A 26214-nucleotide genomic window follows, 5' to 3' on the forward strand; every position below is an offset into this window, starting at 1 on the left:
GCAGTCGTACGCCCGTTCCCCGAATCAGGAGCACGGTACTCGTGTCCATACCTCCGCCTGCCGGACCCCAGCAGCCATACGGCGCCCCGGGGCCGTACCCGTACGGTCATCCCGGCTACGGCCCCTACGGGCGGCCCGTGTCCATCAACGGGCTCGCCATCGCCTCCCTCGTCCTCGGCATCCTCTGCTTCGTGCCGGCCGTGGGTCTGGTGCTGGGGCTGATCGCGCTGGCGCAGATCAAGAGGAAGGGTGAGCGGGGCAAGGGGATGGCGGTCGCCGGTTCCATCCTGTCGACCGTCGGGCTCGTGCTGTGGACGCTCGCGCTGACCACCGGCTCCGCCGCCGACTTCTGGGACGGCTTCAAGGGCGCGGCGACCGGCGAGGGCACCGCCTTCGCGCTGGACAAGGGCAACTGCTTCGACTCACCCACCGGCAACCTGGAGGGCGAGGCGTACGACATCGACGAGGTGCCCTGCTCCGGCCCGCACGACGGCGAGGTCTTCGCGGTCGTCACCCTGCCGGGCGGGGCCTATCCCGGCGACGAGGAGGTCACCAGGAACGCCGACGACAAGTGCTATGCCCTCCAGGACGGTTACGCCATGGACACCTGGGCCGTACCGGACGACGTGGACGTGTACTACTTCATCCCGTCCCGGCAGAGCTGGCGCCTTGGCGACCGCGAGATCACCTGCTTCTTCGGCGGCACGGAGCGCGACACCGAGCTGACCGGCTCCCTGCGCAGCGACCCGACGACCCTCGGCCTGGACCAGACCGTCTTCCTCTCCGCGAGCAACGCCGTCGACACGGCCCTGTACGAGGAGCCCGAGGAATACGCGGAAGACGACCTCGCGGCCAACAAGGCCTGGGCGAAGGACGTCCAGGTGGTGCTCGGCGCGCAGATCGAGGCGATGCGCGGGCACGGCTGGGGGCCGGAGGCGAAGCAGCCGGTCGCCGAGCTGATCGAGGAGATGGAGGACGCCCGCGCGGAGTGGGCACGGGCGGCCGGGGCGAAGGACGCGGACGCGTACTACGAGCACTACGACAACGGGTACGACTACGTGGACGGCCCCACGACCGTCACCGCCCGCGAAGCTCTGGGCCTGGACACCACCGCACCGACGTACGAGGACGAATCCGAAGGCGGCGGCGGGAGCGATGACACGGGTGGGATCGATGTGTGAGCGCGGCTATAGCGGGGAGAAAGTGCCTGCGTAAAGCCCCCCGTGGGCACAAGTCATCACATCGAGTGATTCTCTGGCCTTTGCTTGCACGGGACAACTCATGGTTGCCACGCTGTTGCTGTCTGTACAACCTGATGGGAGCGGCCAGTGACTTTCGGTGAGCAGCCGGCGTATCTGCGCGTCGCGGGTGATCTCCGCAAGAAGATCGTCGACGGCTCGCTCCCGCCGCACACCCGACTCCCGTCCCAGGCCAGGATCCGCGCAGAGTACGGCGTCTCGGACACCGTCGCGCTGGAGGCGCGCAAGGTGCTGATGGCGGAGGGCCTGGTCGAGGGGCGCTCCGGTTCCGGGACCTATGTGCGAGAGCGGCCCGTGCCGCGCCGTATCGCCCGCTCCGGCTTCCGCCCGCCGAGCGGTGCGACGCCCTTCCGGCAGGAGCAGGCCGACGGTGAGGCGCGCGGCACCTGGGAGTCCAGCAGCGAGCAGGCCGAGGCCAGCGTCGCCGTCGCCGAGCGGCTCGGCATCCGGCCCGGCGAACGCGTGATGTGCACGCGGTATCTCTTCCGGGACGCGGGCGAGACGATGATGCTGTCCACGTCCTGGGAGCCCCTCGCCGTCACCGGCCGCACCCCCGTGATGCTGCCCGAGGAGGGCCCGCTCGGCGGCATGGGGGTCGTCGAGCGGATGGCCGCGATCGACGTCGTCGTGGACAACGTCACCGAGGAGGTGGGCGCCCGGCCCGGCCTCGCGGAGGAGCTGCTGACGCTCGGCGGCGTCCCCGGTCATGTCGTCATCGTCGTCCAGCGCACCTACTACGCGTCGGGCCGTCCGGTGGAGACGGCGGACGTGGTGATCCCGGCCGACCGCTACCGGGTCTCGTACCACTTGCCGGTGAAGTAGCCCACCCGAAGGGTGAAGTAGCGCGCCCAGTAGGTGCAGTAGCGCATTCCTGGGTGAGGTAGCGCACACCTCACGGCAGTTGCCATCGTCAGGGACTCCACTCCCGCCAACTCCCGTCCCTTCCGCTGCCGTTGCAATCTGGCCGTTTTCGCAGGTCGCCATGGGCGTGCCCGGTATGCCCGTGACCGGATGCATCTACGTCTCCGCACGGCGCATTCGATGCCGTGCGCCCCCTGCGACTTGGCTGGTTGCGTACCTCTTTGTGAAAAGCCGTATTCGCTGCGTAAAGGTTAGGCGTAGGCTCGGGCATATGCGGATTGCGGTTTCCTTAGCGGGCGGGGCACGGCGCGGCGGCCGGTCGTGGGCGGGAAGGAGCAGTGGAGCGCGATGAACGACAGCACGATCACTCTTCCTTGGCTCGTCGTCCGGCAGGACGACAACGGCAATCGCTACCGGGTGGGCCGTTACGCGACACGGGCCGAGGCGCAGAAGATCGCGGACAGCCTCGACAGCCGCGGACACAAGCAGCTGTACTGGGTCGAGCGGATCGCGCAGAACGGGGACAGCGGGGGCAACTGACACACCCTCCGCTCCCGTAGGCTCCGGCGCATGACGGAACGGATCGTGGTCGGCGCCGCGTTGCTGGACGCGGGCCGCCTGCTCGCCGCGCGGCGCAGCGCGCCGGTCGAGCTGGCCGGGCGCTGGGAGTTGCCCGGGGGCAAGGTCGAGCCCGGCGAGACACCCGAGGCGGCGCTCGTGCGCGAGCTGCGGGAGGAACTCGGCGTGGACGCCGAGCTGATCGAGCGCGTACCGGGGTCGTGGCCGCTGAGATCCCCGTACGTCCTACAGGTGTGGACCGCCCGTCTCCTCCCCGGCACGGGCGAACCCAAGGCCCTCCAGGACCATGACGCGCTGCGCTGGCTGAGCCCCGACGAGCTCTGGGACGTGGACTGGCTGGACCAGGATGTGCCGGCGGTCAGGGAAGTGGCGGCGCGGCTTCGGCCCTAGAATCCCGGGTCCCGTTTCTTCACGGAATACCTTCACGGATTCCTACCCTGTCGCATACCTTTCGCACGGTACCGGCTCCCGAATATCGGGTATGTGGTCACTAACCCTGCGAAACCGGACATGGTGAACCCGCTGGCCTGGGAAGTGATCGGCGTGATCGACACCGGAGGCGACTGCGCCGACTGGACCTTTCCCGCGGAAGCGGGCGCGGTGCGCGCTGCCCGTGCCGCCGTTCGGGGCACGCTGTCCGGCTGGGGTCTTGACAGCCTCGTCGACATCGCCGCGCTGCTGGTCAGTGAGCTGGTGACCAACTCCCTGCGGCACGCCACGGGCCCCATCGGTGTACGGCTGGTCCGTCCCGCCCACCTGGGTGACGTCCTGTTGGTCGAGGTCTCCGACCCCTTGCCGGATCCGCCCCGCGAACGCGTCGCCCAAATCGAGGACGAGAGCGGGCGCGGACTCCAGCTCGTGGCGCACTCCTCGCGCCGCTGGGGGACCAGACCGGGCCGGAACACCGGCAAGACGGTGTGGTTCGAACTCGCGGTGCCCGAGTGATACCTGGCGCCCCCCGTGCCCCGTACCGAGCCCCGTACGAGCCGTGTACAACCCGTCAGTAGGCGTCTGTCGCGGTGTACGTCGACCAGTGCACTGTCGAACGAATGGTTCAGGCCAGTGGCAGGTGCCGAACCGGGTGATTCGACTGCGTGTCCGCTGGTTAGAAGTCTGGAAGTGTTTCCGCAGCCGGGACCGAAAACCATCGGGATCGTGCTGTGATCGTGAACACCGTGTTGTGCGGGGCCGTAGTGCTGGATACTGCGGGCAGCCGCCGCCGGTGACCGGTGCCGGACGCGGTGAGCTGGAGGGGACGGTTCGCGTGAGCGAGATACCAGCGAAGGCGACGGAGTCCGAGGACCCGTCGGACGGCGCGAGGACGAGGGCCGCGACGGGCGCCGCGGGGGAGCGGCCCCACGACACACGGGCCTCACAGGGCTCGCGGACCGCTCGCGACACACATGTCTCTCCGGCACTCCCCTTCGACGAGCCCCGCCCCGGCGACCCCGTCTGGCAGAGCAGCCCGCCCGGCTCCATCTACGACTACATCAAGGTCGCTTCCTTCTCCATCGGCCCCGACGGCCTGGTCGACCAGTGGAGCCTGCGGGCCGAGCAGGTCTTCGGCATCCCGGCCGAGCGCGCCGTCGGCATGGACCCCATCGAGGCGTTCGTCGACCCCGACCTGCGCGACGACGGCCAGCGCAAGATGGCCGAGATACTGGACGGACGGGAGTGGACCGGCGTCGTCCCCTTCCGAGTGCCGGACGCCGAGGGGCGGCCCGGTGCGGAGGGCCTCGCCGAGGTGTACGTCATGCCGACGCGGACCGAGGGCGGTGAGAAGGCCGCCGTCTGCATCGTCGTGGATGTACGCACCCTGCGCCGGATCGAGACCGACCTAGCTGCCTCGCAGTCCATTTTCGGTCAATCTCCCTTCGGCTTCCTGCTGATCGACCCCGATCTGCGGGTGCGGCGGGCCAATCAGCGGTTCGCCTCGCTGTTCGGCGGCACCCCCGACGACCATCGCGGCAAGAACGTCCACGACTATCTCGCCCGCCCCGAGGCCGACCGGGTCGCCGCCACCCTGCGGCGCGTCCTGGAGAGCGGCGACTCCATCACGGACATGCATGTCACCGGCTTTCTGCCGGGCTCCGACGACCGCCGCCACTGGTCCGTCAATCTCTACCGGGTACACAGCGGCAGCGGCCGCCCCATCGGCATCGCCTGGCTCGGAATCGACATCACCGCCCGCCGCGCCGCCGCCCGCGAGGCCGCCGCCGCCCGGCGCAATCTCGCCCTGCTGAACGAGGCCGGGGCCCGCATAGGCAACTCCCTCGACCTGGAGACCACGGCCCGTGAACTCCTCGACGTGGTGGTGCCGGGCTTCTGCGACATGGCCACGGTCGACCTCTACCAGGGCCTTCTGGCCGGCGACGAGACCCCGCCCGGCCTCGCCGACGGCAGCGCGGAACTGCGCCGGGTCGCCTTCGCCAGCGCGGTCTCCGACGCGCCGTTCGTCGGGGGCGGCGCGCCCGTCGCGGTCGGCGCCGTCCACCACTACCCCTTCAACTCGCCCGGCGCGGACGCCCTGCGCACCGCCCGGCCGGAGCATGTGCCCGGCGAGGAGGGCGGCCTCGTCCAGTCCACGCTCGTCGTGCCGATGGTCGCCCACGACACGGTCGTAGGACTGGCGCAGTTCGCCCGTACGAAGGGCAGCGAGCCGTTCGGCGAACGGGACCGTGATCTCGCGGTGGAGCTGGCCGCGCGGGCGGCGGTGTGCATCGACAACGCCCGGCTGTACCGGCGCGAGCACGAGCGGGCGCTGATACTGCAACGGTCCCTGCTGCCGCCCGGCGACCCGGTCGCCTCCGGCCTGGACATCGCGTGCCGCTATCTGCCCGGCAACTCCTCGGCGGACCGGCCCAGCGAGGTGGGCGGCGACTGGTTCGACGTGATCGAACTGCCGGGTCACCGTACGGCGTTGGTGGTCGGGGACGTCATGGGCCGCGGTCTGCGCGCGGCTGTCGCCATGGGCGAACTGCGTTCCGCCGTACGCACGCTGGCGTTGCTGGACCTCGAACCGGCGGAGGTCCTCTCGGCGCTGGACGAGATCGCGCGCGGCCTGGGCGCGCCGGGGGGCGTGCAGCAGGCGACGCGCGCGGCGCGCCGCCCCCGGGAGGCGGACCTGTCGGAGGTGTATCTGGCGACCTGCGTGTACGCGGTCTACGACTCCGTCACCCGCCGCTGCACCTTCGCCAACGCAGGCCACCTCCCGCCGGTCCTGGTCGAGCCCGGTGAGCCGGCGCTGATGCTGGATGTGCCGCCGGGGATGCCGCTGGGCGTGGGCGGGGAGCCGTTCGAGGAGGTGGAGGTCGAACTGCCGGAGGGCGCGCTCCTCGCCCTGTACACGGACGGTCTGGTCGAGTCCCGCGACCACCCCCTGGACGAGGGCCTCCAGGCGTTCGTCGGCGCGCTGACCGACCCCTCCGAGCCGCTGGAGGACGTCTGCGACCACGTCCTGAACACCCTCGACACACACCACGGCGAGGACGACATCGCGTTGCTGATGGCACGTGTCCAGGGACTGCCGGCGGAGTCGGTGGGCGACTGGACCCTCCCACGCGAGCCGCGCAGCGTCGGCCGCGCGCGTGAGTACGCCCGCGGGCAGCTCCTGTCCTGGGACATGGAGCCGCTGGTCGACACGACGGAACTGCTGGTCAGCGAGCTGGTGACGAACGCCCTGCGGTACGGAGAGGGCGAGATCAGACTCCGCCTGCTGCTGGACCGCACTCTGGTCTGCGAGGTCTGGGACTCCGGCCTGGTCCAGCCCCGCCGCCGCCGCGCCCGCGACACGGACGAGGGCGGCCGGGGCCTCCAACTGGTCGGCCTCCTCAGCGCGGCGTGGGGTTCCCGCCGCACCCCGCGCGGCAAGACGGTGTGGTTCGAACTGCCGCTGCCGGACGGGGAGAACGGCCTGACGGACCCGGCGGAGGCGTTGCTCAGCCTGTTCTGAGACCGCTCAGGAGTCGGCGGGGTACTTGCGCCGGTCCCGAGTACGGGGCCCGCCGAAGCTGGGTGGTGCGCCGTCGCGCAGCAGGATGCCACCGAGGACGGCGCCCGCGAGGCCGCCCACGTCAGGGGCGTCGACGGGGTTGCCGTGCATGCGGATGTCCTGTTCGGCGAGGTCGCGGGCCTGTCGGGCGAGGGTGTCGGCGGCGACGAGGTCGGCGAGCTCCCGCCCCGGAGCGGGCGAGGTCAGCAGACGCCGGGCCTCCGCCAGCCGGGTACGCGCCTCGCCGCCCACCGCCGCCCGATGCGTCGCCACGACGTCGTCCGCCCCCGCGACAGCTCCCCGCGCACACACCTCGGCAGCGACCGGAATCACCCCGGCCCGCCCCGACACGACCGGCGCGACGGCCCGCACGATCCGCCGCAACAGCTCGACGGGGTCGTACGGCCGCCCCGAGACCAGCACCTCCCGCACACCGGCGAGAGCGAGATCGGCGTGGATGACGCGGGCCTGGAGCTCGCCGGGGGGCACGTCGGAGGGCGGTTGTCGCCTCACTCCCGCCTCCCGCGCCCCGCGGATCTCCACCTCACCCCCCGTCAGCGCCGCCGGCACCATCGCCGCCGCCGTCGCGAGGTCCCCGGCGAGGCGTTCGATGCCGGTGATGAAGGTGGTGGCCTGGGCGATGGCGGACTCGGCGGTTCGGAGGTGGGTCGCGGCTCGGTCGGGGGTGCCCGCGTCGGCGGACTGGCGGGCGTGATTGAGGTGGGTGGTGGCGAAGACGAGGCGGTCCTTGGCCTGCTCGGCGTGGCCGGCGACGGTGGCGATCGCGGCGGGACCATGGCGTTCGCCGAGTTCGGCGAGGGTGGTGGTGGCACTCGCGGCCCGGCCCGTCAGCTCCCGGAACCGGCCCTCGGCGACGACCAGGGCGTGCCCCAGGCCGCCGCCCAGCCCCTCCTCCAGCCCCCGTACCTGATCGAACGCGGCGGCCTGTCCGTCCAGCAGCCGCCCCGCCTCCTCGCACCGCCCGACGATCCCCGCCAGTGCGTGCCGCCGCGCCGCGGCCTCCTCCGGCACCCCGCCCTCGTACTGCCACCGCATCCGGAACGCCACCGCCAACTCGGCCTCCGCGTCCCGCAGAACCGCCGCGAACCGCTCCGCGACGAACCCCACCTCCTTCTCGCTGACCCGCATCGAGTCATCGGCCGTGTCCAGCTCCACCCCGAAACGCTCCGCGACGAACCCCAGCTCCTCCGCGCTGACCCGCACCGCGTCATCGGCCGCGACCAGCGAAGCCCGCGCCCGCTCGTCCAGCTCCCCGACAGGCGGCTCCACGCCCGCCCCCGGCGCCCCACCTGGTGTCGTACGTTCCCGCGCCCGCCGCCTGCGCCGCAGGAAGCCGTACCCGGCCAGTACGCCCGCGGTGACGATGGCCGCCACCGGCAGGACGAAGTCCACCGCGGAGTCCCCCTCGTCCTCCCCCTGCCCCACCGCCCCGGCGACCGGCCGCTCCGCCCCGCCCGCGACCCCGCCGACCACCGTCATCCCGGGCAGCACCAGCCACACCACCCCGACCAGCCCGCCCACCAGCGCCTGCACCAGCCGCACCGATATCTGCGAGCGCTGACACGGCGGCCGGCCCCGGATCGACGATGACTTCACATTTGGGAGCGTATGAGCAGCAAAGCCACCGCGCGACCGGGGTGTGACAGGGCCGCCGCAAAAGCGCCTGCGGGCCGCCGGGCCGGCCTGCGACGATCGGCCGGGTGACCGCCACCCGCAAGCCCCTCACCCGCGCCGACCTCGCCCCTCTCGCCCGCGCCGCGACCGGCCCGCACCGCACGCTCACCGCGGTGACCCGGCTGCGCGGCGGAAGCAGGAAGGGCGTCTACCGGCTCACCCTCGACGACGGCACGACGGTCGTCGCCTACGTCTGGTCCGCGGCCGAGGACTACTGGGACGCCGGCCCCTCCGACCCGTTCTCCCAGGGCACGGGCCTCGACCTGTTCACGGCCGGGCACGACCGGCTGACCGCCGTCGGCGTCCGCGTCCCGCGTCTGCTGTACACCGACGCCACGCACACCCGCCTCCCGGCGGACGCGGCGATCGTGGAGGACCTGTCCGGCGGCAGCCTGGAGGACCTGCTGCACCGGGATCCGCAGACGGCGCCCGCGGCGATGGAACGCCTCGCGGACCTGCTCGCCACCCTGCACGCCGTCACCGGCCCCCGTGTCGGCGAGGCCGCACCCGTCGAGGGCGCCCTGCGCTCCATCGAGGAGGCCGCCGCCCGCGAACCGCGGATCGCCGCCGTACGCGAGGAACTCACCGCACGGGTGCGGGAGCTGGCCGCCGAGGTCCGGCCCCGCGCCCGGCACACCCTCATCCACGGCGAACTCGGCCCGGACCACGTCCTGCTGACCCCCGACGGGCACCCCGTGCTGATCGACATCGAAGGCCTGCGCCACGCCGACGTGGAGCAGGAGCACGTGTTCCTCCGGCTCCGCTTCGGGCGCCACTACGACGCCCTCCGCGTCCCCGGCCTCGACGAACACCGTCTGCGGCTGTACCGCCTGGCCATGCACCTCGGGCTGGTGGCAGGCCCGCTGCGCCTCCTCGACGGCGACTTCCCGGACCCGGCGCCGATGCGCGCCATCGCCGAGCACAACCTTCAGCAGACGCTCACTCTGCTGAGGAGCGCCTCCTGATCTTCGAGCCCAGCCAGACGAGAGGGTCGTACTTGCGGTCGACCGCCCGTTCCTTCAGGGGGATCAGGGCGTTGTCGGTGATCTTGATGCCTTCGGGGCAGACCTCGGTGCAGCACTTGGTGATGTTGCAGTAGCCGAGGCCGTGTTCGTCCTGGGCGGTCTTCTTGCGGTCGAGGCCGGTGTCGGCGGCGGCGTCCAGGGGGTGCATGTCGAGTTCCGCCACCCGCATCAGGAAGCGCGGGCCCGCGAAGGCCGGTTTGTTCTCCTCGTGGTCGCGGACCACATGGCAGGTGTCCTGGCACAGGAAGCACTCGATGCACTTGCGGAACTCCTGCGAGCGGTCCACGTCCTCCTGCATCATCCGGTACTCGCCGGGGCCGAGGTCCTGTGGTGGTACGAAGGACGGGACCTGCCGTGCCTTGTCGTAGTTGAAGCCGACGTCCGTCACCAGGTCACGGACCACCGGGAACGCCCGCAGCGGCGTGACCGTGATCGTCTCCTCCCGGGTGAACACCGACATGCGCGTCATGCACATCAGCCGCGGGCGGCCGTTGATCTCCGCCGAGCACGAACCGCACTTGCCCGCCTTGCAGTTCCAGCGGACGGCGAGATCGGGCGCCTGGGTGGACTGGAGGCGGTGGATGATGTCGAGGACCACCTCACCCTCGTTGACCTCGACCTTGAAGTCCTCCAGGTCACCGCCCTGGACATCGCCCCGCCACACCTTGAAGCGGGCCTCGTAGCTGCTGCTCACTGGTAGAGCTCCTCTTCGGCGAGGTACTTGACCAGCTCCTCCTTGTCGAAGAGAGCCAGCAGGTCCTGGCGGACGGGGTCGGTGGTCTCCCGGACAAGATTGATCTGGCCGCGTTCGGGGTCCGTCGCCGCGAGACCGCCCGTCGGGTCGGCGAGGTGGCACAGCAGATTGATGTTGCGCCACTTGCGGTCCATCGTCGGATGGTCCTCGCGGGTATGGCCGCCGCGCGACTCCGTGCGCTCCAGCGCCGCCCGCGCCACGCACTCGCTGACCAGCAGCATGTTGCGCAGGTCGAGCGCGAGATGCCAGCCGGGGTTGAACTGGCGGTGCCCCTCGACCCCGGCCCGGCGGGCCCGTACCCGAAGGTCGGCGAGTTTCTCCAGCGCCTGCTCCATCTCGCCCTCGCGGCGGATGATGCCGACCAGGTCGTTCATCGCCTGCTGGAGTTCCTGATGGAGGGTGTACGGGTTCTCCGGCGGGCGCGGCCCGTCGTCCTCGCTCCCGGTCGGGCCCTCCGCGGAGAAGGGACGCAGCGCCTCCGCCGCCGCCGTGTCGATCTGCATGTCGCTGACCTCGGGGCGTTCGAAGGCCTGCGCCGCCGCGTACTCGGCGGCGTGCCAGCCCGCCCGGCGGCCGAACACCAGCAGGTCGGAGAGGGAGTTCCCGCCGAGGCGGTTCGAGCCGTGCATCCCGCCGGCCACCTCACCGGCCGCGTACAGGCCCGGCACCCCGCGCGCCGCCGCCGACTCCGAGTCGACCGCGATACCGCCCATGACGTAGTGGCAGGTCGGCCCGACCTCCATCGCCTCCGCCGTGATGTCCACGTCCGCCAGCTCCTTGAACTGGTGGTACATGGAGGGCAGTCGGCGCCGGATGACGTCCGCCGGCATACGCGTCGACACATCCAGGAAGACCCCGCCGTGCGGCGAGCCCCGGCCCGCCTTCACCTCGGAGTTGATGGCCCGCGCCACCTCGTCACGGGGGAGCAGTTCGGGTGGTCGCCGGTTGTTGTCCGGGTCCTCGTACCAGCGGTCGCCCTCCTCCTCCGACTGCGCGTACTTCTCCTTGAAGACGTCGGGGATGTAGTCGAACATGAACCGCTTGCCCTCGGAGTTGCGCAGCACCCCTCCGTCGCCACGCACCGACTCGGTGACCAGGATCCCCTTCACGGAGGGGGGCCAGACCATGCCCGTGGGATGGAACTGCACGAACTCCATGTTCAGCAGGGGCGCGCCCGCGAGCAGCGCCAGCGCGTGGCCGTCGCCCGTGTACTCCCAGGAGTTCGACGTCACCTTGAAGGACTTGCCGATCCCGCCCGTCGCGATGACCACGGACGGGGCCTGGATGACGAAGAAGCGGCCCGTCTCACGCTCGTAGGCGAAGACCCCGGAGACCCGACCCCGCTCGTCCTTCAGGATCCGGGTGACCGTGCACTCCTGGAAGACCTTGAGCCGGGACTCGTACTCGCCGGTCTCCTTCTTGTCCTCCTGCTGGAGCGAGACGATCTTCTGCTGGAGGGTGCGGATCAGCTCCAGGCCGGTGCGGTCGCCGACGTGCGCCAGGCGCGGATACTCATGGCCGCCGAAGTTCCGCTGCGAGATACGGCCGTCCTTCGTGCGGTCGAAGAGCGCGCCCCAGGTCTCCAGCTCCCAGACCCGCTGCGGCGCCTCCTGGGCGTGCAGCTCGGCCATCCGCCACTGGTTGAGGAACTTGCCGCCGCGCATGGTGTCGCGGAAGTGGACCTGCCAGTTGTCGTGCTCGTTGGCGTTGGCCATGGCCGCCGCGATACCGCCCTCGGCCATCACGGTGTGCGCCTTGCCGAAGAGCGACTTGCAGATCACGGCCGTACGGGCGCCTCGCTCCCGTGCCTCGATCGCCGCCCGGAGGCCCGCGCCCCCCGCGCCGATCACGACGACGTCCCACTCCTGCCGTTCGACCACGGACATCTGTTCAGTCCCCACTCACGAATTAGAAGAAGCGCGGATCGTCGAAGACCCCGGACGCGACGAGATAGACGTAGAAGTCGGCGAGCGCCACGCTCACCAGCGACGCCCACGCCAGCTGCATGTGCCGGGCGTTGAGCTTCCCGATCCACTGCCACATGCGGTAGCGCACGGGGTGTTTGGAGAAGTGCTTGAGCTTGCCGCCCACGATGTGCCGGCAGGAGTGGCAGGACAGGGTGTACGCCCAGATCAGCGCGATGTTGAGGAGGAAGACGAGGGTGCCGAGGCCCATGTGGCCCCACTCGTAGTTCTCGTCGCGGAAGGCGAGCACCGTGTCGTACGTCAGGATCCCGGCGACCAGGAGCGCGGCGTAGAAGAAGTACCGGTGGATGTTCTGCAGGATCAGCGGGAAGCGGGTCTCACCGGAGTACTTCGTGTGCGGCTCCGCCACCGCGCAGGCCGGGGGCGACATCCAGAAGCCGCGGTAGTAGGCCTTGCGGTAGTAGTAGCAGGTCAGGCGGAAGCCGAGCGGGAAGATCAGGATGATGATCGCGGGGGAGATGCCCCACCAGCTCCCGAAGAGATCCCAGTTCGGCCCGCCGCGCATGGTCTCGCAGTTCTCCGCGAGGCAGGGCGAGTAGAACGGGGAGACATACGGCGCCGCGTAGTAGTCCGCGTTGGCGAAGGCCCGCCAGGTCGAGTACACGATGAACGCCAGCAGACCGGCCGCGGTGACGGCCGGGGCCAGCCACCAGCGGTCGGTCCGCAGGTGCGGGGCGGTGATCGCGGCGCGCGTACCGGTGCGTACGCCGCCGCTGTTCAGATGGGGTTCCGTACCAGTGGCCAATGCATGACTCCGGTCGGGTCGGGTGGGGGGTCAGGGGGCGTGGCGGTCCCTTGCGCCGAGACCCTCGTCATCCGTGTCGATCCACAGAGAGTCGTCGTACGGCGTGTCGGGGATGGTGACGAGTTCTGGTTTGCGCTGGGTGGCGGGGGACGCGGCGGAGTCCCGCAGCAGCGCGACGCTCTCGCGGAGATGGTTGGCGTCGGTGCGGACGCGGCGCATCTCGATTCCGCCGGTGCCCAGCTGCTTCTCCAGCCGGCCCACGGACCGGGCCAGGTCGTCGAGGCAGCGCTGGACAGCTGTCAGGTCGTCTTGCACGGACATGACGTGACCTCACTTCCGTGGGCCGTTCGGCCCTGGGTGGCAACGTTCATGCGCCTGCGAGTGTTGCGCGTCACACCTGCCCCTGTGAAGGCATGTGCAGCGATTGGCGGATTGCGCGCCTCCGACGCGCGCTCGCATGCGCTCTGTGTACGCCGGGGGAGCTCACGGAGTGCGGGAGCCCGCGTTGCTCCACTCGGGTGGGCTTGCGCGCTCCCGCCGCCGTGTCGTCTCCGCCCGGCGAACCCTTTCCTCTTCAGTGGGGTGCCTTAGATCTGATCAACTCCAAAATACCGCCAAAAGTGATCAGAACGTACATATCGTCACCGGCGGGTTGGCTCCCCGGAGGTACCACAGATGTCCCACGACGGCGTCGGAACTCGCTCGGTCATGCGCTCGGCCGCCTTCCTCGGCGCGGGCGCGCTCGCGGTCTCCGTGCTCACCGGATGCAGCGACCCCGACCCGGCCGGCAAACCCCTCGCAGGGCAGGACATCGCCCCGGCCGCCCGCGCCGAGATCGCCGACGGCGGCACCCTGCGCTGGGCCGTGGACGCCGTACCGGAGACGCTGAACACCTTCCAGTCGGACGCCGACGCCACGACGACCCGGATCGCGCAGGCCACCCTGCCGTCGATGTTCCGGCTCGACGCGAACGGCCGCTCGGAACGCAACCCGAACTACCTCGAATCCGCCAAGATCGTCGAGACCGAGCCCAAGCAGGTCGTCCTGTACAAGCTCAACCAGCAGGCCGTCTGGAGCGACGGCCGCGAGATCGGCGCCGCCGACTTCTCCGCCCAGTGGCGGGCCCTGTCCGGAAAGGACAGCGCCTACTGGACCGCCCGCAACGCCGGCTACGACCGCATCGAGAAGATCGAGCGCGGCGACAACGACCTGGAGGTGCGGGTCACCTTCGGGCGCCCGTACGCGGACTGGCGCTCCCTCTTCTCCCCGCTGTACCCGAAGGAGGTCATGGGCACGCCCGACTCCTTCAACGACGGGGCCCGGGGCAAGCTCAAGGTCAGCGCCGGTCCCTTCACCGTGAAGAAGATCGACCGCAAGGGCGACCAGATCCGGCTCATCCGCAATCCGCGCTGGTGGGGCGAGCCGGCCAAGCTCAACGAGATCCTGCTGCGGGCCGTGCCGCGCGACGAGCGGGCCGCCGAGCTGGCCGCCGGGGAGCTGGACCTGGCCGAGGTCGACCCCACCGCGGCCAAGCGGATCGCGCTCGCGGCGCCCCCGCGTCCCGCCTCACCGTCGGCCAGTGTCTCCAGCACCCCGCTGATGGGCCCCGACCGGCGCACCCTCACCCCCAAGCAGAAGCGGGACCGCGTGCGATTCCGGGGCTTCGAGGTACGCAAGTCGCTGGAGCCGTCGTACACCCAGCTCGCGCTGAACGGCGGGGACGGTCCCTTCGCCGACGAGCGCGTACGGCGGGCGGTGGCCCGCGCCCTCGACCGCGAGGAACTGGCGAAGCTGGTCCTCTCCCCGCTCGGACTCCCCGCCGAGCCGGTCGGCAGCCATCTCGCACTGGCCGGCCAGGCGGCGTACGCCGACAGCAGCGGGGCGATCGGGGGCCAGGACCGGAAGGAGGCGCAGGCGCTGCTCGCGGATGCGGGGTGGGTGCCGGGCGGGCCGGTCGAGAAGAAGAAGGGGGAGAAGGGGGAGAAGGCGGCGGGGGCCAAGGGGGAGAAGGCCGAGAAGGGCGAGAAGAGCGGCAAGAAGTCCGAGTCCGGGGACGACGGGACCTACATCGTCGGCGAGGACAACAAGGGGGAGGACGGTGACGAGGGGCGCAAGGGGGAGCATCTCGCCCAGGACGGCAAGCAGTACGGCAAGGGCGGGGTGCCCGGCGCGTATGCCCCGCAGGGCACCGCGGCACCGGCGGGCGCGGCGGTGCGGCCGCTGGCCAAGGACGGGAAGCCGCTGACGTTGAGGTTCGTGGTGCCGGCGGGGGAGGGGTCGCAGACGCTGCGTACCGTGGCGGACCGGATCGGGATCATGCTGGAGCGGGTCGGGATCCGTACCGTGATCAGCAAGGTCTCGGACGAGAGCTACTTCAAGGATCACATCGCGTCCGGGCAGTACGACCTCGCGCTCTACTCCTGGCCGGCTTCCGCGTACCCGGCGACCGACGCGCGGCCCATCTACGCCAAGCCGGTGCCGGCGGCCGACGGCTCGCTGAACGTCGAGCAGAACTACACGCGGGTCGGTACCGACCAGGTGGATCAGCTCTTCGACGAGGCGATCGCCACGCTGGACGAGTCCGAGTCGCGCGCGCTGATCCGGAAGGCCGACTCACGGATCTGGGCCGCGGCGGGATCGCTGCCGCTCTTCCAGCGGCCTCAGCTGGTGGCGGTGCGGGCGAGCGTGGGGAACGCGGGGGCGTTCGGATTCGGGACGCCGGTGTATGAGGACATGGGGTTCCTGAAGAAGGCGCAGAAGCCGGCGGCGACGGCCTCGACCGACTAGGGGTCTGGGGCGGAGCCCCGGAAGGATGGGACGGGTAGGGGCGGCGGGGGCGCATAAAAGGCCCCCCACCTGCACCGACGTATCCCGGCGAGCCCCAGCGGCAGCGGCCCCGTACCATGGGGTGAGGCCGTGGCGTGTCCAGCCCGGCAGGGCCCGCGTATCAGAGAGCTACGCGAGAGCCGTCGTCACCACTCCGGGAGTACGCCACACCATGGCCACGCGCCACGACATCCGCAACGTCGCCATCGTCGCCCACGTCGACCACGGCAAGACGACCCTCGTCGACGCCATGCTGAAGCAGGCCGGTGCCTTCGCAGCGCACGCCGCCGAGTCGCTCGACGACCGCATGATGGACTCCAACGACCTGGAGCGTGAGAAGGGCATCACGATCCTGGCCAAGAACACGGCCGTGAAGTACCACCCGAAGGATGGCGGCGACGTCATCACCATCAACATCATCGACACCCCGGGCCACGCCGACTTCGGTGGCGAGGTCGAGCGCGGTCTGTCGATGGTGGACGCGGTGGTGCTTCTCGTCGACGCCTCCGAGGGTCCGCTGCCGCAGACCCGTTTCGTGCTGCGCAAGGCGCTGCAGGCCCGCCTGCCCGTCATCCTGTGCATCAACAAGACGGACCGCCCCGACTCCCGTATCGACGAGGTCGTGAACGAGGCCTACGACCTCTTCCTCGACCTCGACGCCGACGAGGACCAGATCGAGTTCCCCATCGTCTACGCCTGTGCGCGTGACGGTGTGGCCTCGCTGACCAAGCCCGAGGACGGCACCGTCCCGCAGGACAGCGACAGCCTGGAGCCGTTCTTCTCCACGATCCTGTCCCACGTCCCGGCCCCCGAGTACGACGAGGAGGCCCCGCTCCAGGCGCACGTCACCAACCTGGACGCGGACAACTTCCTCGGCCGTATCGCGCTGCTCCGTGTCGAGCAGGGCGAGCTGCGCAAGGGCCAGACCGTCACGTGGATCAAGCGCGACGGCACGATGTCCAACGTGCGCATCACCGAGCTGCTGATGACCGAGGCGCTCACCCGCAAGCCGGCCGAGGTGGCGGGCCCCGGTGACATCTGCGCGGTCGCCGGTATCTCGGACATCATGATCGGCGAGACCCTCGCCGACCCCGAGAACCCGATCCCGCTGCCGCTGATCACGGTCGACGAGCCGGCGATCTCGATGACCATCGGTACCAACACCTCGCCGCTGGTCGGCCGTGGTGGTACCGGCAAGGGCGCCGACAACAAGGCCGCCGTCAAGGACCGCAAGGTCACGGCCCGTCAGGTCAAGGACCGCCTGGACCGCGAGCTGATCGGTAACGTCTCCCTCCGGGTGCTCGACACCGAGCGTCCGGACGCCTGGGAGGTCCAGGGCCGTGGTGAGCTCGCGCTCGCCATCCTGGTCGAGCAGATGCGCCGCGAGGGCTTCGAGCTGACCATCGGCAAGCCGCAGGTCGTCACCAAGGACGTCGACGGCAAGGTCTACGAGCCGGTCGAGCGCATGACGATCGACGTGCCCGAGGAGCACATGGGCGCGGTCACGCAGCTCATGGGCGTCCGCAAGGGCCGGATGGACAACATGTCCAACCACGGCTCGGGTTGGGTCCGCATGGAGTTCGTGGTGCCGTCGCGCGGTCTCATCGGCTTCCGTACCGAGTTCCTCACGCAGACGCGCGGCACCGGCATCGGCCACTCCATCCACGAGGGCCACGAGCCCTGGTTCGGCGCCCTGCAGACCCGTAACAACGGTTCGCTGGTCGCCGACCGCGCCGGTGCCGTCACCGCCTTCGCGATGACGAACCTCCAGGAGCGCGGTGTGCTGTTCACCGACCCCGGCACCGAGGTGTACGAGGGCATGATCGTCGGCGAGAACTCCCGCTCCGACGACATGGACGTGAACATCACCAAGGAGAAGAAGCTCACCAACATGCGCTCCTCCTCGGCCGACTCGTTCGAGGCGATCGTTCCGCCGCGCAAGCTCTCCCTCGAGCAGTCCCTGGAGTTCTGCCGCGACGACGAGTGCGTCGAGGTGACCCCGGAGGCCGTCCGTATCCGCAAGGTGAACCTGGACGCCCGCGAGCGCGCCCGCGCCGCGAGCCGCGCCAAGCACGGCTAGTATTCGGACACTTGGGCCCGGACTCCCCCGCTAGGGGAGTCCGGGCCCTTTTGCAAGCCATTTTCCTATGGCCGAGAATCAGCCTCCTGTCCGAAATGCGGGGATCGTCGCCCGATAGCCATGTAACACGCCCGTTTCGCGCCGTTCTTGACGCCGACGGTTTGTCCGGACTTTGGAAGATCTACGCGCCAGCTGTGACTGAATTGAGATTTAAAGACGGTAGTCGGTAGTTGGCGCATGGCAGATAGTTATCGGCACCAGGGGGGCGGCTGAACCTCCCTACGCGCGTCCGGCTGCGGACTTCCGTACGCCTCGCTTTGGGCATACTCATACCAGCGAAACGGGCGAAACGTGACAAGTCGTATCGGTATTGAGGGTGGCGGTGCCTCGGCCATCGCGGACGGTGAACCGTCGCCGGCGATGAAGGCCGAGGAGGAACAGCTCGTCGGCCGGTCCCCCGGCCAGTTGATGTGGATCCGCTTCAAACGCGACCGCACCGGCGTGATCTCGGCCTCGGTCGTCATCTTCTTCTTCCTGATCGGCCTGCTCGCCCCGGTCGTCTCCTGGCTCTACGGCAAGAACCCGTACACGGTGTACGCCGACGAACGCCCCGAGCTGTTCGACAGCGCGGGCGTGCCGGTGCAGCCCAACGGCGGCATCAGCGGCGAGTTCTGGTTCGGCCTCGAACCGGGCAACGGCTACGACGTCTTCACCAAACTCCTCTACGGCATCCGGACTTCGCTGGGGATCGCGGTGGCGGTCACCCTCGCGACCGTGCTCACCGGCATCATCCTGGGCGTCACGGCCGGCTATCTCGGCGGCAAGGCGGACTACTGGATCAGCAGGGTCATCGACTTCCTGCTCGCCTTCCCGGCCCAGCTGTTCTTCATCGCGAGCATGCCCGTGGTGGTCTCCCTGTTCGTCAGCCCGCGTGACGAGACCCCCGTCTACGTCCGGGTCGTCGCCCTCATCCTGGTGATGTGGTTCCTGGGCTGGATGAGCCTCGGACGGATCCTCAGAGGCACCACACTCGCCCTGCGGGAACGGGAGTTCATCGAGGCCGCCAAGGTCAGCGGGGCCCCGCCGGGCCGGATCATCCGCAAGGAGATCCTGCCGAACGTGGTCACGCCGATCCTCGTGCAGAGCACCTACATGCTCCCCAACTTCGTGACCGCCGAGGCCGGTCTGTCCTTCCTCGGCGTGGGCATCGTCGAACCGACGCCGGACTGGGGGCAGATGTTCTCCAAGGCGTCCACCGAGCTCGTGATGCAGAACGACATCACCTACATGTTCTTCCCGGGCATCTCGATGATCATCTTCGTCGTCGCGTTCAACCTGCTCGGGGACTCCGTCAGGGACGCCTTCGACCCCAAGACGGCGCGCTGAACAACTGGTTGGCACTTCCTTCGCACTGGTGACACACAGATGGGTGGAAACTGAGTGATGAGTAAGGGCGGACGCCACACATACGCGGCAATCTCGGTGCTCGCGGCCGGCGCACTGGTGCTGACCGGGTGCAGCGAGGGCGGCAGCAAGGGCGGTGGCGATGACAAGAAACAGCAGGAGAACGCCGAACGCCAGCAGTCGGCGATCAAGTTCGGGGACGCGGCCGCGTCCAAGGGCCCCGCGGCCGAGGTCCCGGGAGCCAAGAGCGGCGGCACCATCTCGGTGCTGGCACGCGACAGTTATGCGCACCTGGATCCGGCCCAGATCTACGTCCAGGACGAGATGTCGGTCTCGCAACTGCTGCACAGAGGTCTGACCGGCTACAAGGCGACCAGCAACGACGGCAGCAAGCACGAGGTCGTCGGCGACCTCGCCACCGACTCCGGCACCACCACCGACGGCGGCAAGACCTGGAAGTTCACGCTCAAGGACGGCATCAAGTTCCAGGACGGCTCGGCGATCACCTCGGCCGACGTACGGCACACCTTCGAGCGGCAGTTCGCGGCCTTCATCAACCAGGGCCCGCCGTACATCCAGCAGTGGCTGGCCGACACCCCGGGCACCGACTACCGCAAGCTGCTGCCGGACGGCCCGTTCAAGGGCAAGCATCTGCCGGACAGCACCCTGGAGACACCGGACGAGAAAACGGTTCTCTTCAAGTTCAAGAACCCGCACCCCGACCTCCCGTACGCCCTCGCCATGACGGGCTACGCCGTCGTCTCCCAGAAGGGCGACACCAAGGAGAAGTACGACAAGGCGCCGGTGGTGACCGGGCCGTACAAGATCCAGGAGTTCAAGTCCGGCAAGTCCATGGTGCTCGTCAAGAACGAGAACTGGGACCCGGCCACCGACCCGCTGCGGCACCAGTACGTCGACCGGTTCAACATCACCTTCAACCAGCAGTACGAGGACTCCACCAAGGCGCTCCTCGCCGACAGCGGCACCGACCGCACCGGCGTCAGCTTCAGCAACCAGGTCGACGCGGGCAACCTGTCCAAGGTCCTGAACGACCCGAAGATGAAGTCCCGTACCGTCTCCGGCTTCCAGCCGTACGTCGGCCAGGTCAACATCAACATGAGCCACGCGGAGATGAAGGACCTCAAGGTCCGCCAGGCCATCGCCTACGCCCTCCCGGTCACGCCGTTCGTGCGTGCCTACGGCGGCACCGACGCGATGGAGGTCGCGGGCGGCATCATCAGCCCGACCGTCAGCGGCTACGACCCGTCGTTCGACCCGTACGGCAAGAAGAAGAAGCCGGCCGGTGACCCGGCCAAGGCCAAGAAGCTGCTCGAAGAGGCCGGCAAGACCGGACTGAAGCTGACCTTCGGCTACATCAACACCCCCGAGGGCCAGCAGTACTCCACCGCCATGGCGGCGGGCCTGGAGAAGGCCGGCTTCGACGTCCAGCGCCAGGAGATCCCGGCCGAGACCTTCTACGACCAGGTCAGCAAGCTGGACAACAACTACGACATCTTCCACACCGCGTGGGGTGCCGACTGGCCGTCCGCCTCGACCGTGATCCCGCCGCTGTACGACGGACGCGTGATCGCCGAGGGCGCCCAGAACTACTCGCAGGTCAACGACCCCAAGGTCAACAGCGAGATCGACCGCATCAACAAGATCACCGACCCGGTCAAGGCCGCGGCCGAATGGGAGACGCTCGACAAGTACCTGCTCACCAAGGTGGTCAACGTCGTACCGACCGCCTACTACAAGCAGGTCCAGATCGCCGGATCCAAGATCGGCGGACTTGTCTACGACGACATCATCGCCGGCGTCGACGCACGCCGCCTGTTCGTCAAGTAACCCCGCCCGCCAGGCATCCGGTGCCCTCCGCCCGTGCGAGGGGCACCGGATGCCGCCCGGTTCGACGTCTGAGAGCCTGCCATGCTGCGCTTCCTGGTCCGCCGGTCCCTCGGCGCCGTGATCATCCTCTTTCTGCTGAGCATCGTCGCGTTCCTGCTGTTCTTCGGGATGCCGCGCGACCCGGCGCTCCTGATGTGCGGCAAGACGTGCACCCCGGCCAACCTGGAGAACCTGCACCGGGTGCTCGGCCTCGACAAACCGATCCCCGAGCAGTACTGGATCTTCCTGACCAACCTGGTCTCGGGCAGCGACGACTTCGCCCAGGGCCCCTGCCCCGCGCCCTGCTTCGGCTACTCGTACCACTCCAACGAGCAGGTCTGGGGCACCCTGATGGACCGGCTGCCCACCACCGTCTCGCTCACCCTCGGCGGGGCCGTCTGCTTCCTGGTCGTCGGTCTCGGCACCGGTCTGATCGCCGCCTGGAAGCGCGGCACGCTCGTCGACAAGACCTTCACGGCCGGCGCGATGGTGATCAGCTCGATGCAGATCTACTTCCTCGGCCCGCTGGCCCTGGCGATCCTCGTCTATCAGACCCATGTCTTCGACAAACCGGCCTACAACCCGTTCACCGAGAACCCCGGGGCCTGGTTCACGGGCCTGATCATCCCCTGGGTCGTCCTGTCCACGATCTTCGCCTCGCAGTACACCCGTATGTCCCGCTCGTCGATGATCGAACAGCTCCAGGAGGAACACGTCCGCACCGCCCGCGCCAAGGGCATGTCCAGACGGTACGTCTTCTTCCGCTACGCCTGGCGCGGCTCCCTGATCCCCATCGTCACCATCTTCGGCATCGACCTCGGCTCACTGCTCGGCGGCGCCATCATCACGGAGTACACCTTCGGACTGCCGGGCCTCGGCCGGCTCGCGGTGGAGTCGGTGTTCTTCAGCGATCTGCCGCTCCTCTTGGGCGTGATGCTGTTCTCCGCCACCATGATTCTGCTCTGCAACATCGTCGTCGACGCCACGTACGCCTTCATCGACCCGCGTGTGCGGCTGGCCTAGGCCGCGCTGAGGAACAGGCTGAGGAGCACTGACGTGACCACTCTGACCAAGGAGGCCGGCGCCCCGGTCCCGGCCGGCGAGGGCGCGTTCCTCTCGGTGCGGGACCTGCATGTCAGCTTCCGGACCGAGGACGGCGTCGTACGGGCCGTGGACGGGCTGTCGTTCGACCTGGAGCGCGGCAGCACGCTGGGCATCGTGGGCGAGTCGGGCTCGGGGAAGTCGGTGACCAACCTGACGATCCTCGGCCTGCACAACCCCATGTTCACCACCGTCGAGGGCGAGATCCTGCTGGACGGCAAGGAGCTGACCACCGCCCGCGAGTCCGAGCTGGAGAAGCTGCGCGGCAACAAGGTCGCCATGATCTTCCAGGACCCCCTCACCGCGCTGTCGCCGTACTACACGGTGGGCCGGCAGATCGCCGAGCCGTACATGAAGCACATGCGCGCCTCGAAGAAGGCCGCCTGGGAGCGGGCGGTGGAGATGCTGGGGAAGGTCGGCATCCCCAACCCGCGGCAGCGTGCGAAGGACTACCCGCACCAGTTCTCCGGCGGTATGCGCCAGCGCGCGATGATCGCGATGGCCCTGGTCTGCGACCCCGATCTGCTGATCGCCGACGAGCCGACCACCGCCCTGGACGTCACCGTCCAGGCGCAGATCCTGGACCTGCTCAAGGACCTCCAGCAGGAGTTCGGCTCGGCGATCATCTTCATCACCCATGATCTCGGGGTGATCGCCGACATGGCCGACGACATCATGGTGATGTACGCGGGCCGTGCGGCGGAGCGCGGCAGCGTCGCCGAGGTGCTGAGGGCGCCGCAACACCCGTACACCTGGGGCCTGCTGAACTCGATGCCCCGTCTCGACTCGGACCCGCACGCCCCGCTCGCCCCGATCCCCGGCACCCCGCCGTCCCTGCTCCGCCCGCCCTCCGGGTGCCGTTTCCATCCCCGCTGCACCTTCCAGGACCGGGTCGGCGGCAACCGCTGTGTCAACGAGGTCCCGCTGCTCGGCCCGGACCGCTCCTCCGCCTGCCATCTGACGGCGGAGCAGAAGCGGACCATCTTCATCGAAGAGATCAAGCCCCGACTCGGCTAGTGGCCAGGAGGAGTACGGATATGACAGAGGACCTCGTCCTCCCCGCTCCCCGCGACGCCGTCACCGACGCGCCCGGCGAACCGCTGCTGGAGGTGGAGAAGCTCGTCAAGCACTTCCCGGTCAAGGGCGGCTTCCCGATCCGCCGTACGGTCGGCCAGGTGCAGGCGGTGGACGGCATCGACCTGACCGTGCACGTCGGCGAGAGCTTCGGTCTGGTGGGGGAGTCGGGCTGCGGCAAGTCCACGACCGGCCGGCTGATCACCAAGCTGCTGGAGCCGACGCGCGGCCGGATCTCGTACCGCGGCAAGGACATCACCCGCGCCACGCGCAGAGAGCTGGCGCCGATCAGGTCCGAGATCCAGATGATCTTCCAGGACCCGTACGCGTCGCTGAACCCGCGCCAGACGGTCGGCAAGATCATCTCCGGTCCGATGGAGATCAACGGGCTCCAGCCGGACGGCGGCCGGGAGAAACGGGTCCGTGAGCTGCTGGAGATCGTCGGCCTCAACCCCGAGCACTACAACCGCTTCCCGCACGAGTTCTCCGGCGGCCAGCGGCAGCGTATCGGTGTCGCCCGTGCCCTGGCCCTGGAGCCGAAGCTGATCGTGGCGGACGAGCCGGTCTCGGCCCTGGACGTGTCCATCCAGGCGCAGGTCGTGAACCTGCTGCAGAAGGTCCAGCAGGAACTCGGCATCGCCTTCCTGTTCATCGCCCACGACCTCGCCGTGGTCCGCCACTTCTCCCAGCGCGTCGCCGTCATGTACCTCGGCAAGGTGATCGAGGTCGGCGACCGCGACTCCATCTACACCCGCCCCCGGCACCCCTACACCCACGCCCTGCTGTCGGCCGTGCCCGAGGTGAACATCACCGGGGAGGAGGCGGCCCAGCGGGAGCGGATCCGGCTGGCCGGCGATGTGCCGTCCCCGATCTCCCCGCCCTCCGGCTGCCGCTTCCGCACCCGCTGCTGGAAGGCGCAGGACAAGTGCGCCTCCGAGGAACCGCCCCTGGTGCAGCTCTCCGGCAACCACACGGGCCATCTGACGGCCTGCCACTTCCCGGAGGACCCGACGATCGAGGCGCGGGACGAGGACATCGTGCTGGATCCGGCGCTGGCGGCGCTGGAGGAGGGGGCGGAGGACGACTAAGGGGCCGCCTCGGCCACGGTGATGATCTCGGGGCTGGTGGCGGTGAGCGGGGTCCGCCGCCAGTCGCCGTAACGGTCGACGACGGTCAGGCCGGCCTCGCGGAGGTGGGCGTCCAGTGCTTCGGGGGTGAGGAAGCGCAGGGTGGAGCGGCTGACTCGGGGGCGTTGCCAGGTGTCGCCGTCGTAGGTCTCGGTGAACGTCACGCGATCGCCGAGGACGGGCCGCTGCACCTCGTGCCACATCCGCAGGGCGTGTCCGTCCGGGGCGGCCACCTCACGCACCCGCTCGGGCGTCCACGCCTCCCACGGCCGTGCCGCCGGATTCCGCGTCTCGAACACGAACCGCCCGCCGACGCGCAGGGCGCCACGCACGGCCCGTAGCGCGGCACGCAACTCCTCGTCGCGGAGCAGCACTTGGAAGACATGCCCGGTCATCACGACGAGATCGAACTCGCCGTACCAGTACCGCGTCCGCAGATCCCCGAGCACCCACTCGACCGCGCCCGCGCGCTGCCGCGCCTGTACGAGCATGGCGGCGGCGGGATCCAGCCCCACGAGGCGCCCGCGATGCCCCTCACCATGGGCCCGCCGCAACAACTGCCCCGTCCCGCATCCGACATCGAGCACCGCGTCGGCACCCATCACGAACCCGAGGTAGAAGTCGTCCCCCGGCCCCCAGGGGTTCAGGATGTCGTACAGAGCGGCTAGCGAGAGATCCCCGAACGACCGATCGACCACTCGCGGAAGTGTGCCACAACTCCCCCTGCGCCAGGGCCGCTTCGCCGTCCTTCAGCGCAGGACCCGCCCGCGCAGGACGATGCGCCGGGGATGCCGCAGCACCCCGGGCTCCAGGCGCGGATCCGCGTCGTACACGGTGACGTCGGCGAGACCGCCCTCGACCAGCCCCGGCAGCCCCAGGAAGTCCCGCGCCACCCAACTCGCCGCGCCCACCGCCACGTCGGCGGGCAGTCCGGCGGCGATGAGGTGCTCGACCTCGGTGGCCACGTTGCCGAAGGGGGCGGAGTCGGTGCCTGCGAGGACGGTGACGCCGGCGTCGTGGGCCTCGCGGACCCGGCGGATCATGATGCGGTGGCCTTCGCGCCAGAGCCTCCCGCGGGGGTTGTCCTTGACCTGGGGTGCCCTTCGGGCGAAGGGGGTGAGGGTGGGGACGTACGCGGCACCGTGCCCCGCCATCAGCTCCACGCACTCCTCCGGCATCCCCATGCCGTGCTCGATCGAGTCGACGCCCGCCCGCGCCGCGTTGAGCACGCCCTGCGCCGACTGGCAGTGCGCGGCGACCCGTCCGCCCTCCGCGTGCACCGCGTCGGTGACGGCACGCAGGATGTCGTACGGCACCGGGTCCGCCTCGTAGTCCCAGTCGCCCATGAGCTTGCACCAGCCGTCATGGGCCTTGGCCTCGGCGACGGCGGCGGTGACGAGGTCGTCGGTGATGGTGTGGAAGTCGGCGTTCTTCGACAGCCCGGCCCACGCCAGCCACCGCCCTGCGGTGATCATGCGCGGCATGTCGGGCGCGTCCCGCAGCGCGTCCGGGATCTCACCGAGCAGCCCAGGGAACCGCAACGCCGTCGTCCCGGCGTCCCGGTGCGCGGTGATCTGCTCGGCGAACGCGTCGGGGTCCCAGCGCTCCTGGTCCTGGGGCGCGGCCCCCGGGTGGGTGTGGACGTCGACCAGTCCCGGGAGCAGAAAGCCGCCGTCGGCCACCGTCTCCGCCTCGACCGAGGGGCGTTCGAAGGTGATGCGGTCACCGAGGATCCAGAGCTCGCCGACCGCGCCGGCGGGGAGGAGGGTGCCGCGCAGGTGAAGGGCCATCTTCTCAACCTACTTGAGGGGGAGGGGAGTT

General features: G+C 69.7%; 21 protein-coding genes. 14 read left to right on the forward strand and 7 right to left on the reverse strand.

The features are described from left to right. The first annotated feature begins 41 nt into the window (after positions 1 to 41). The 6 genes from IE325_RS09790 to IE325_RS09815 all read left to right on the forward strand — a co-directional run bounded on the left by IE325_RS09790 (position 42) and on the right by IE325_RS09815 (position 6651). Entirely contained in the window at positions 42 to 1181 is a 1140-nt protein-coding gene (locus tag IE325_RS09790; RefSeq protein WP_190069394.1) for a DUF4190 domain-containing protein, read from the forward strand. Between the two features lie 147 nt (positions 1182 to 1328). Next, positions 1329 to 2081 (forward strand): GntR family transcriptional regulator, encoded by a 753-nt coding sequence (locus IE325_RS09795; RefSeq protein ID WP_190069395.1) that lies wholly within the window; start codon positions 1329 to 1331, stop codon positions 2079 to 2081. A gap of 387 nt (positions 2082 to 2468) precedes the next feature. After that, positions 2469 to 2660 carry an SPOR domain-containing protein gene (locus IE325_RS09800; RefSeq protein WP_190069396.1) on the forward strand — a complete coding sequence of 64 codons (192 nt, stop codon included), beginning with the start codon at positions 2469 to 2471 and terminating at the stop codon, positions 2658 to 2660. Between the two features lie 30 nt (positions 2661 to 2690). Further along, the gene (locus tag IE325_RS09805; RefSeq protein WP_190069397.1) at positions 2691 to 3089 is read left to right on the forward strand and encodes a (deoxy)nucleoside triphosphate pyrophosphohydrolase; all 399 of its coding nucleotides are present in this window, start codon (positions 2691 to 2693) and stop codon (positions 3087 to 3089) included. 120 nt (positions 3090 to 3209) lie between these two features. Then, complete coding sequence (locus IE325_RS09810; protein WP_373315145.1) at positions 3210 to 3644, forward strand: ATP-binding protein; 435 nt, start codon at positions 3210 to 3212, stop codon at positions 3642 to 3644. A 319-nt stretch (positions 3645 to 3963) separates the two neighbouring features. After that, positions 3964 to 6651, forward strand: a complete 2688-nt coding sequence (locus IE325_RS09815; RefSeq protein ID WP_190069398.1) for a SpoIIE family protein phosphatase — start codon at positions 3964 to 3966, stop codon at positions 6649 to 6651. A 6-nt stretch (positions 6652 to 6657) separates the two neighbouring features. Here the strand turns inward: IE325_RS09815 and IE325_RS09820 are convergent, their stop codons facing one another. Further along, entirely contained in the window at positions 6658 to 8307 is a 1650-nt protein-coding gene (locus IE325_RS09820) for a hypothetical protein (RefSeq protein WP_229911738.1), read from the reverse strand. Between the two features lie 104 nt (positions 8308 to 8411). Here IE325_RS09820 and IE325_RS09825 point away from each other — a divergent pair, with 104 nt between their 5' ends. After that, positions 8412 to 9350, forward strand: coding sequence for a phosphotransferase family protein (locus IE325_RS09825; protein ID WP_190069399.1), 939 nt, complete (start codon positions 8412 to 8414; stop codon positions 9348 to 9350). On the opposite strand, the gene IE325_RS09830 is transcribed toward IE325_RS09825, so the two are convergent. Genes IE325_RS09830 through IE325_RS09845 form a run of 4 tightly spaced genes read right to left on the reverse strand, consistent with a single transcriptional unit; the run spans position 9325 to position 13215 of the window. Beyond that, positions 9325 to 10104: a succinate dehydrogenase/fumarate reductase iron-sulfur subunit gene (locus tag IE325_RS09830; RefSeq protein ID WP_190069400.1), complete on the reverse strand. Its 780-nt coding sequence runs from the start codon at positions 10102 to 10104 to the stop codon at positions 9325 to 9327. The genes IE325_RS09825 and IE325_RS09830 overlap by 26 nt on opposite strands. Continuing rightward, the gene (locus IE325_RS09835) at positions 10101 to 12050 is read right to left on the reverse strand and encodes a fumarate reductase/succinate dehydrogenase flavoprotein subunit (protein ID WP_190069401.1); all 1950 of its coding nucleotides are present in this window, start codon (positions 12048 to 12050) and stop codon (positions 10101 to 10103) included. The genes IE325_RS09830 and IE325_RS09835 overlap by 4 nt, the downstream gene beginning before the upstream one ends. 22 nt (positions 12051 to 12072) lie before the next feature. Then, positions 12073 to 12894 carry a succinate dehydrogenase subunit SdhC gene (gene sdhC / locus IE325_RS09840; protein ID WP_190069402.1) on the reverse strand — a complete coding sequence of 274 codons (822 nt, stop codon included), beginning with the start codon at positions 12892 to 12894 and terminating at the stop codon, positions 12073 to 12075. A gap of 30 nt (positions 12895 to 12924) precedes the next feature. Then, positions 12925 to 13215 (reverse strand): Rv0250c family protein, encoded by a 291-nt coding sequence (locus tag IE325_RS09845; protein ID WP_190069403.1) that lies wholly within the window; start codon positions 13213 to 13215, stop codon positions 12925 to 12927. 354 nt (positions 13216 to 13569) lie between these two features. Between IE325_RS09845 and IE325_RS09850 the strand changes: the two genes are divergently transcribed. The 7 genes from IE325_RS09850 to IE325_RS09880 all read left to right on the forward strand — a co-directional run bounded on the left by IE325_RS09850 (position 13570) and on the right by IE325_RS09880 (position 24354). Then, the gene (locus IE325_RS09850) at positions 13570 to 15681 is read left to right on the forward strand and encodes an ABC transporter family substrate-binding protein (protein ID WP_190069404.1); all 2112 of its coding nucleotides are present in this window, start codon (positions 13570 to 13572) and stop codon (positions 15679 to 15681) included. Positions 15682 to 15892: 211 nt separating this feature from the next. Then, positions 15893 to 17800: a translational GTPase TypA gene (gene typA, locus IE325_RS09855; RefSeq protein WP_190069405.1), complete on the forward strand. Its 1908-nt coding sequence runs from the start codon at positions 15893 to 15895 to the stop codon at positions 17798 to 17800. A 351-nt stretch (positions 17801 to 18151) separates the two neighbouring features. Beyond that, positions 18152 to 19186 carry an ABC transporter permease gene (locus IE325_RS09860; RefSeq protein WP_190069406.1) on the forward strand — a complete coding sequence of 345 codons (1035 nt, stop codon included), beginning with the start codon at positions 18152 to 18154 and terminating at the stop codon, positions 19184 to 19186. A 57-nt stretch (positions 19187 to 19243) separates the two neighbouring features. Continuing rightward, the gene (locus tag IE325_RS09865) at positions 19244 to 21052 is read left to right on the forward strand and encodes an ABC transporter substrate-binding protein (protein ID WP_190069407.1); all 1809 of its coding nucleotides are present in this window, start codon (positions 19244 to 19246) and stop codon (positions 21050 to 21052) included. 81 nt (positions 21053 to 21133) lie between these two features. Continuing rightward, positions 21134 to 22114, forward strand: coding sequence for an ABC transporter permease (locus IE325_RS09870; protein WP_190069408.1), 981 nt, complete (start codon positions 21134 to 21136; stop codon positions 22112 to 22114). Positions 22115 to 22147: 33 nt separating this feature from the next. Next, positions 22148 to 23209 carry an ABC transporter ATP-binding protein gene (locus IE325_RS09875; RefSeq protein WP_190069409.1) on the forward strand — a complete coding sequence of 354 codons (1062 nt, stop codon included), beginning with the start codon at positions 22148 to 22150 and terminating at the stop codon, positions 23207 to 23209. Positions 23210 to 23229: 20 nt separating this feature from the next. Continuing rightward, entirely contained in the window at positions 23230 to 24354 is a 1125-nt protein-coding gene (locus tag IE325_RS09880) for an ABC transporter ATP-binding protein (protein WP_190069410.1), read from the forward strand. Here IE325_RS09880 and IE325_RS09885 read toward each other — a convergent pair. After that, the gene (locus tag IE325_RS09885; RefSeq protein WP_190069411.1) at positions 24351 to 25091 is read right to left on the reverse strand and encodes a class I SAM-dependent methyltransferase; all 741 of its coding nucleotides are present in this window, start codon (positions 25089 to 25091) and stop codon (positions 24351 to 24353) included. The two genes, IE325_RS09880 and IE325_RS09885, sit on opposite strands and share 4 nt — an antisense overlap. Before the next feature lie 51 nt (positions 25092 to 25142). Then, the gene (locus IE325_RS09890; protein WP_190069412.1) at positions 25143 to 26183 is read right to left on the reverse strand and encodes an amidohydrolase family protein; all 1041 of its coding nucleotides are present in this window, start codon (positions 26181 to 26183) and stop codon (positions 25143 to 25145) included. Between the last annotated feature and the right edge of the window lie 31 nt (positions 26184 to 26214).

The organism is Streptomyces lanatus (genome assembly GCF_014655715.1).
In the GTDB taxonomy this organism is placed as follows: Bacteria; Actinomycetota; Actinomycetes; order Streptomycetales; family Streptomycetaceae; genus Streptomyces; species Streptomyces lanatus.

What these genes read in the sequence shown, in the direction of transcription:
- IE325_RS09810 (WP_373315145.1), top strand. Translation starts at nt 3,210, where the DNA reads ATGGTGAACCCGCTGGCCTGGGAAGTGATCGGCGTGATCGACACCGGA.
- IE325_RS09890 (WP_190069412.1), bottom strand. Translation starts at nt 26,183, where the DNA reads ATGGCCCTTCACCTGCGCGGCACCCTCCTCCCCGCCGGCGCGGTCGGC.
- IE325_RS09835 (WP_190069401.1), bottom strand. Translation starts at nt 12,050, where the DNA reads ATGTCCGTGGTCGAACGGCAGGAGTGGGACGTCGTCGTGATCGGCGCG.
- IE325_RS09805 (WP_190069397.1), top strand. Translation starts at nt 2,691, where the DNA reads ATGACGGAACGGATCGTGGTCGGCGCCGCGTTGCTGGACGCGGGCCGC.
- typA (WP_190069405.1), top strand. Translation starts at nt 15,893, where the DNA reads ATGGCCACGCGCCACGACATCCGCAACGTCGCCATCGTCGCCCACGTC.
- IE325_RS09845 (WP_190069403.1), bottom strand. Translation starts at nt 13,215, where the DNA reads ATGTCCGTGCAAGACGACCTGACAGCTGTCCAGCGCTGCCTCGACGAC.
- IE325_RS09800 (WP_190069396.1), top strand. Translation starts at nt 2,469, where the DNA reads ATGAACGACAGCACGATCACTCTTCCTTGGCTCGTCGTCCGGCAGGAC.
- IE325_RS09850 (WP_190069404.1), top strand. Translation starts at nt 13,570, where the DNA reads ATGTCCCACGACGGCGTCGGAACTCGCTCGGTCATGCGCTCGGCCGCC.
- IE325_RS09865 (WP_190069407.1), top strand. Translation starts at nt 19,244, where the DNA reads ATGAGTAAGGGCGGACGCCACACATACGCGGCAATCTCGGTGCTCGCG.
- IE325_RS09870 (WP_190069408.1), top strand. Translation starts at nt 21,134, where the DNA reads ATGCTGCGCTTCCTGGTCCGCCGGTCCCTCGGCGCCGTGATCATCCTC.
- IE325_RS09880 (WP_190069410.1), top strand. Translation starts at nt 23,230, where the DNA reads ATGACAGAGGACCTCGTCCTCCCCGCTCCCCGCGACGCCGTCACCGAC.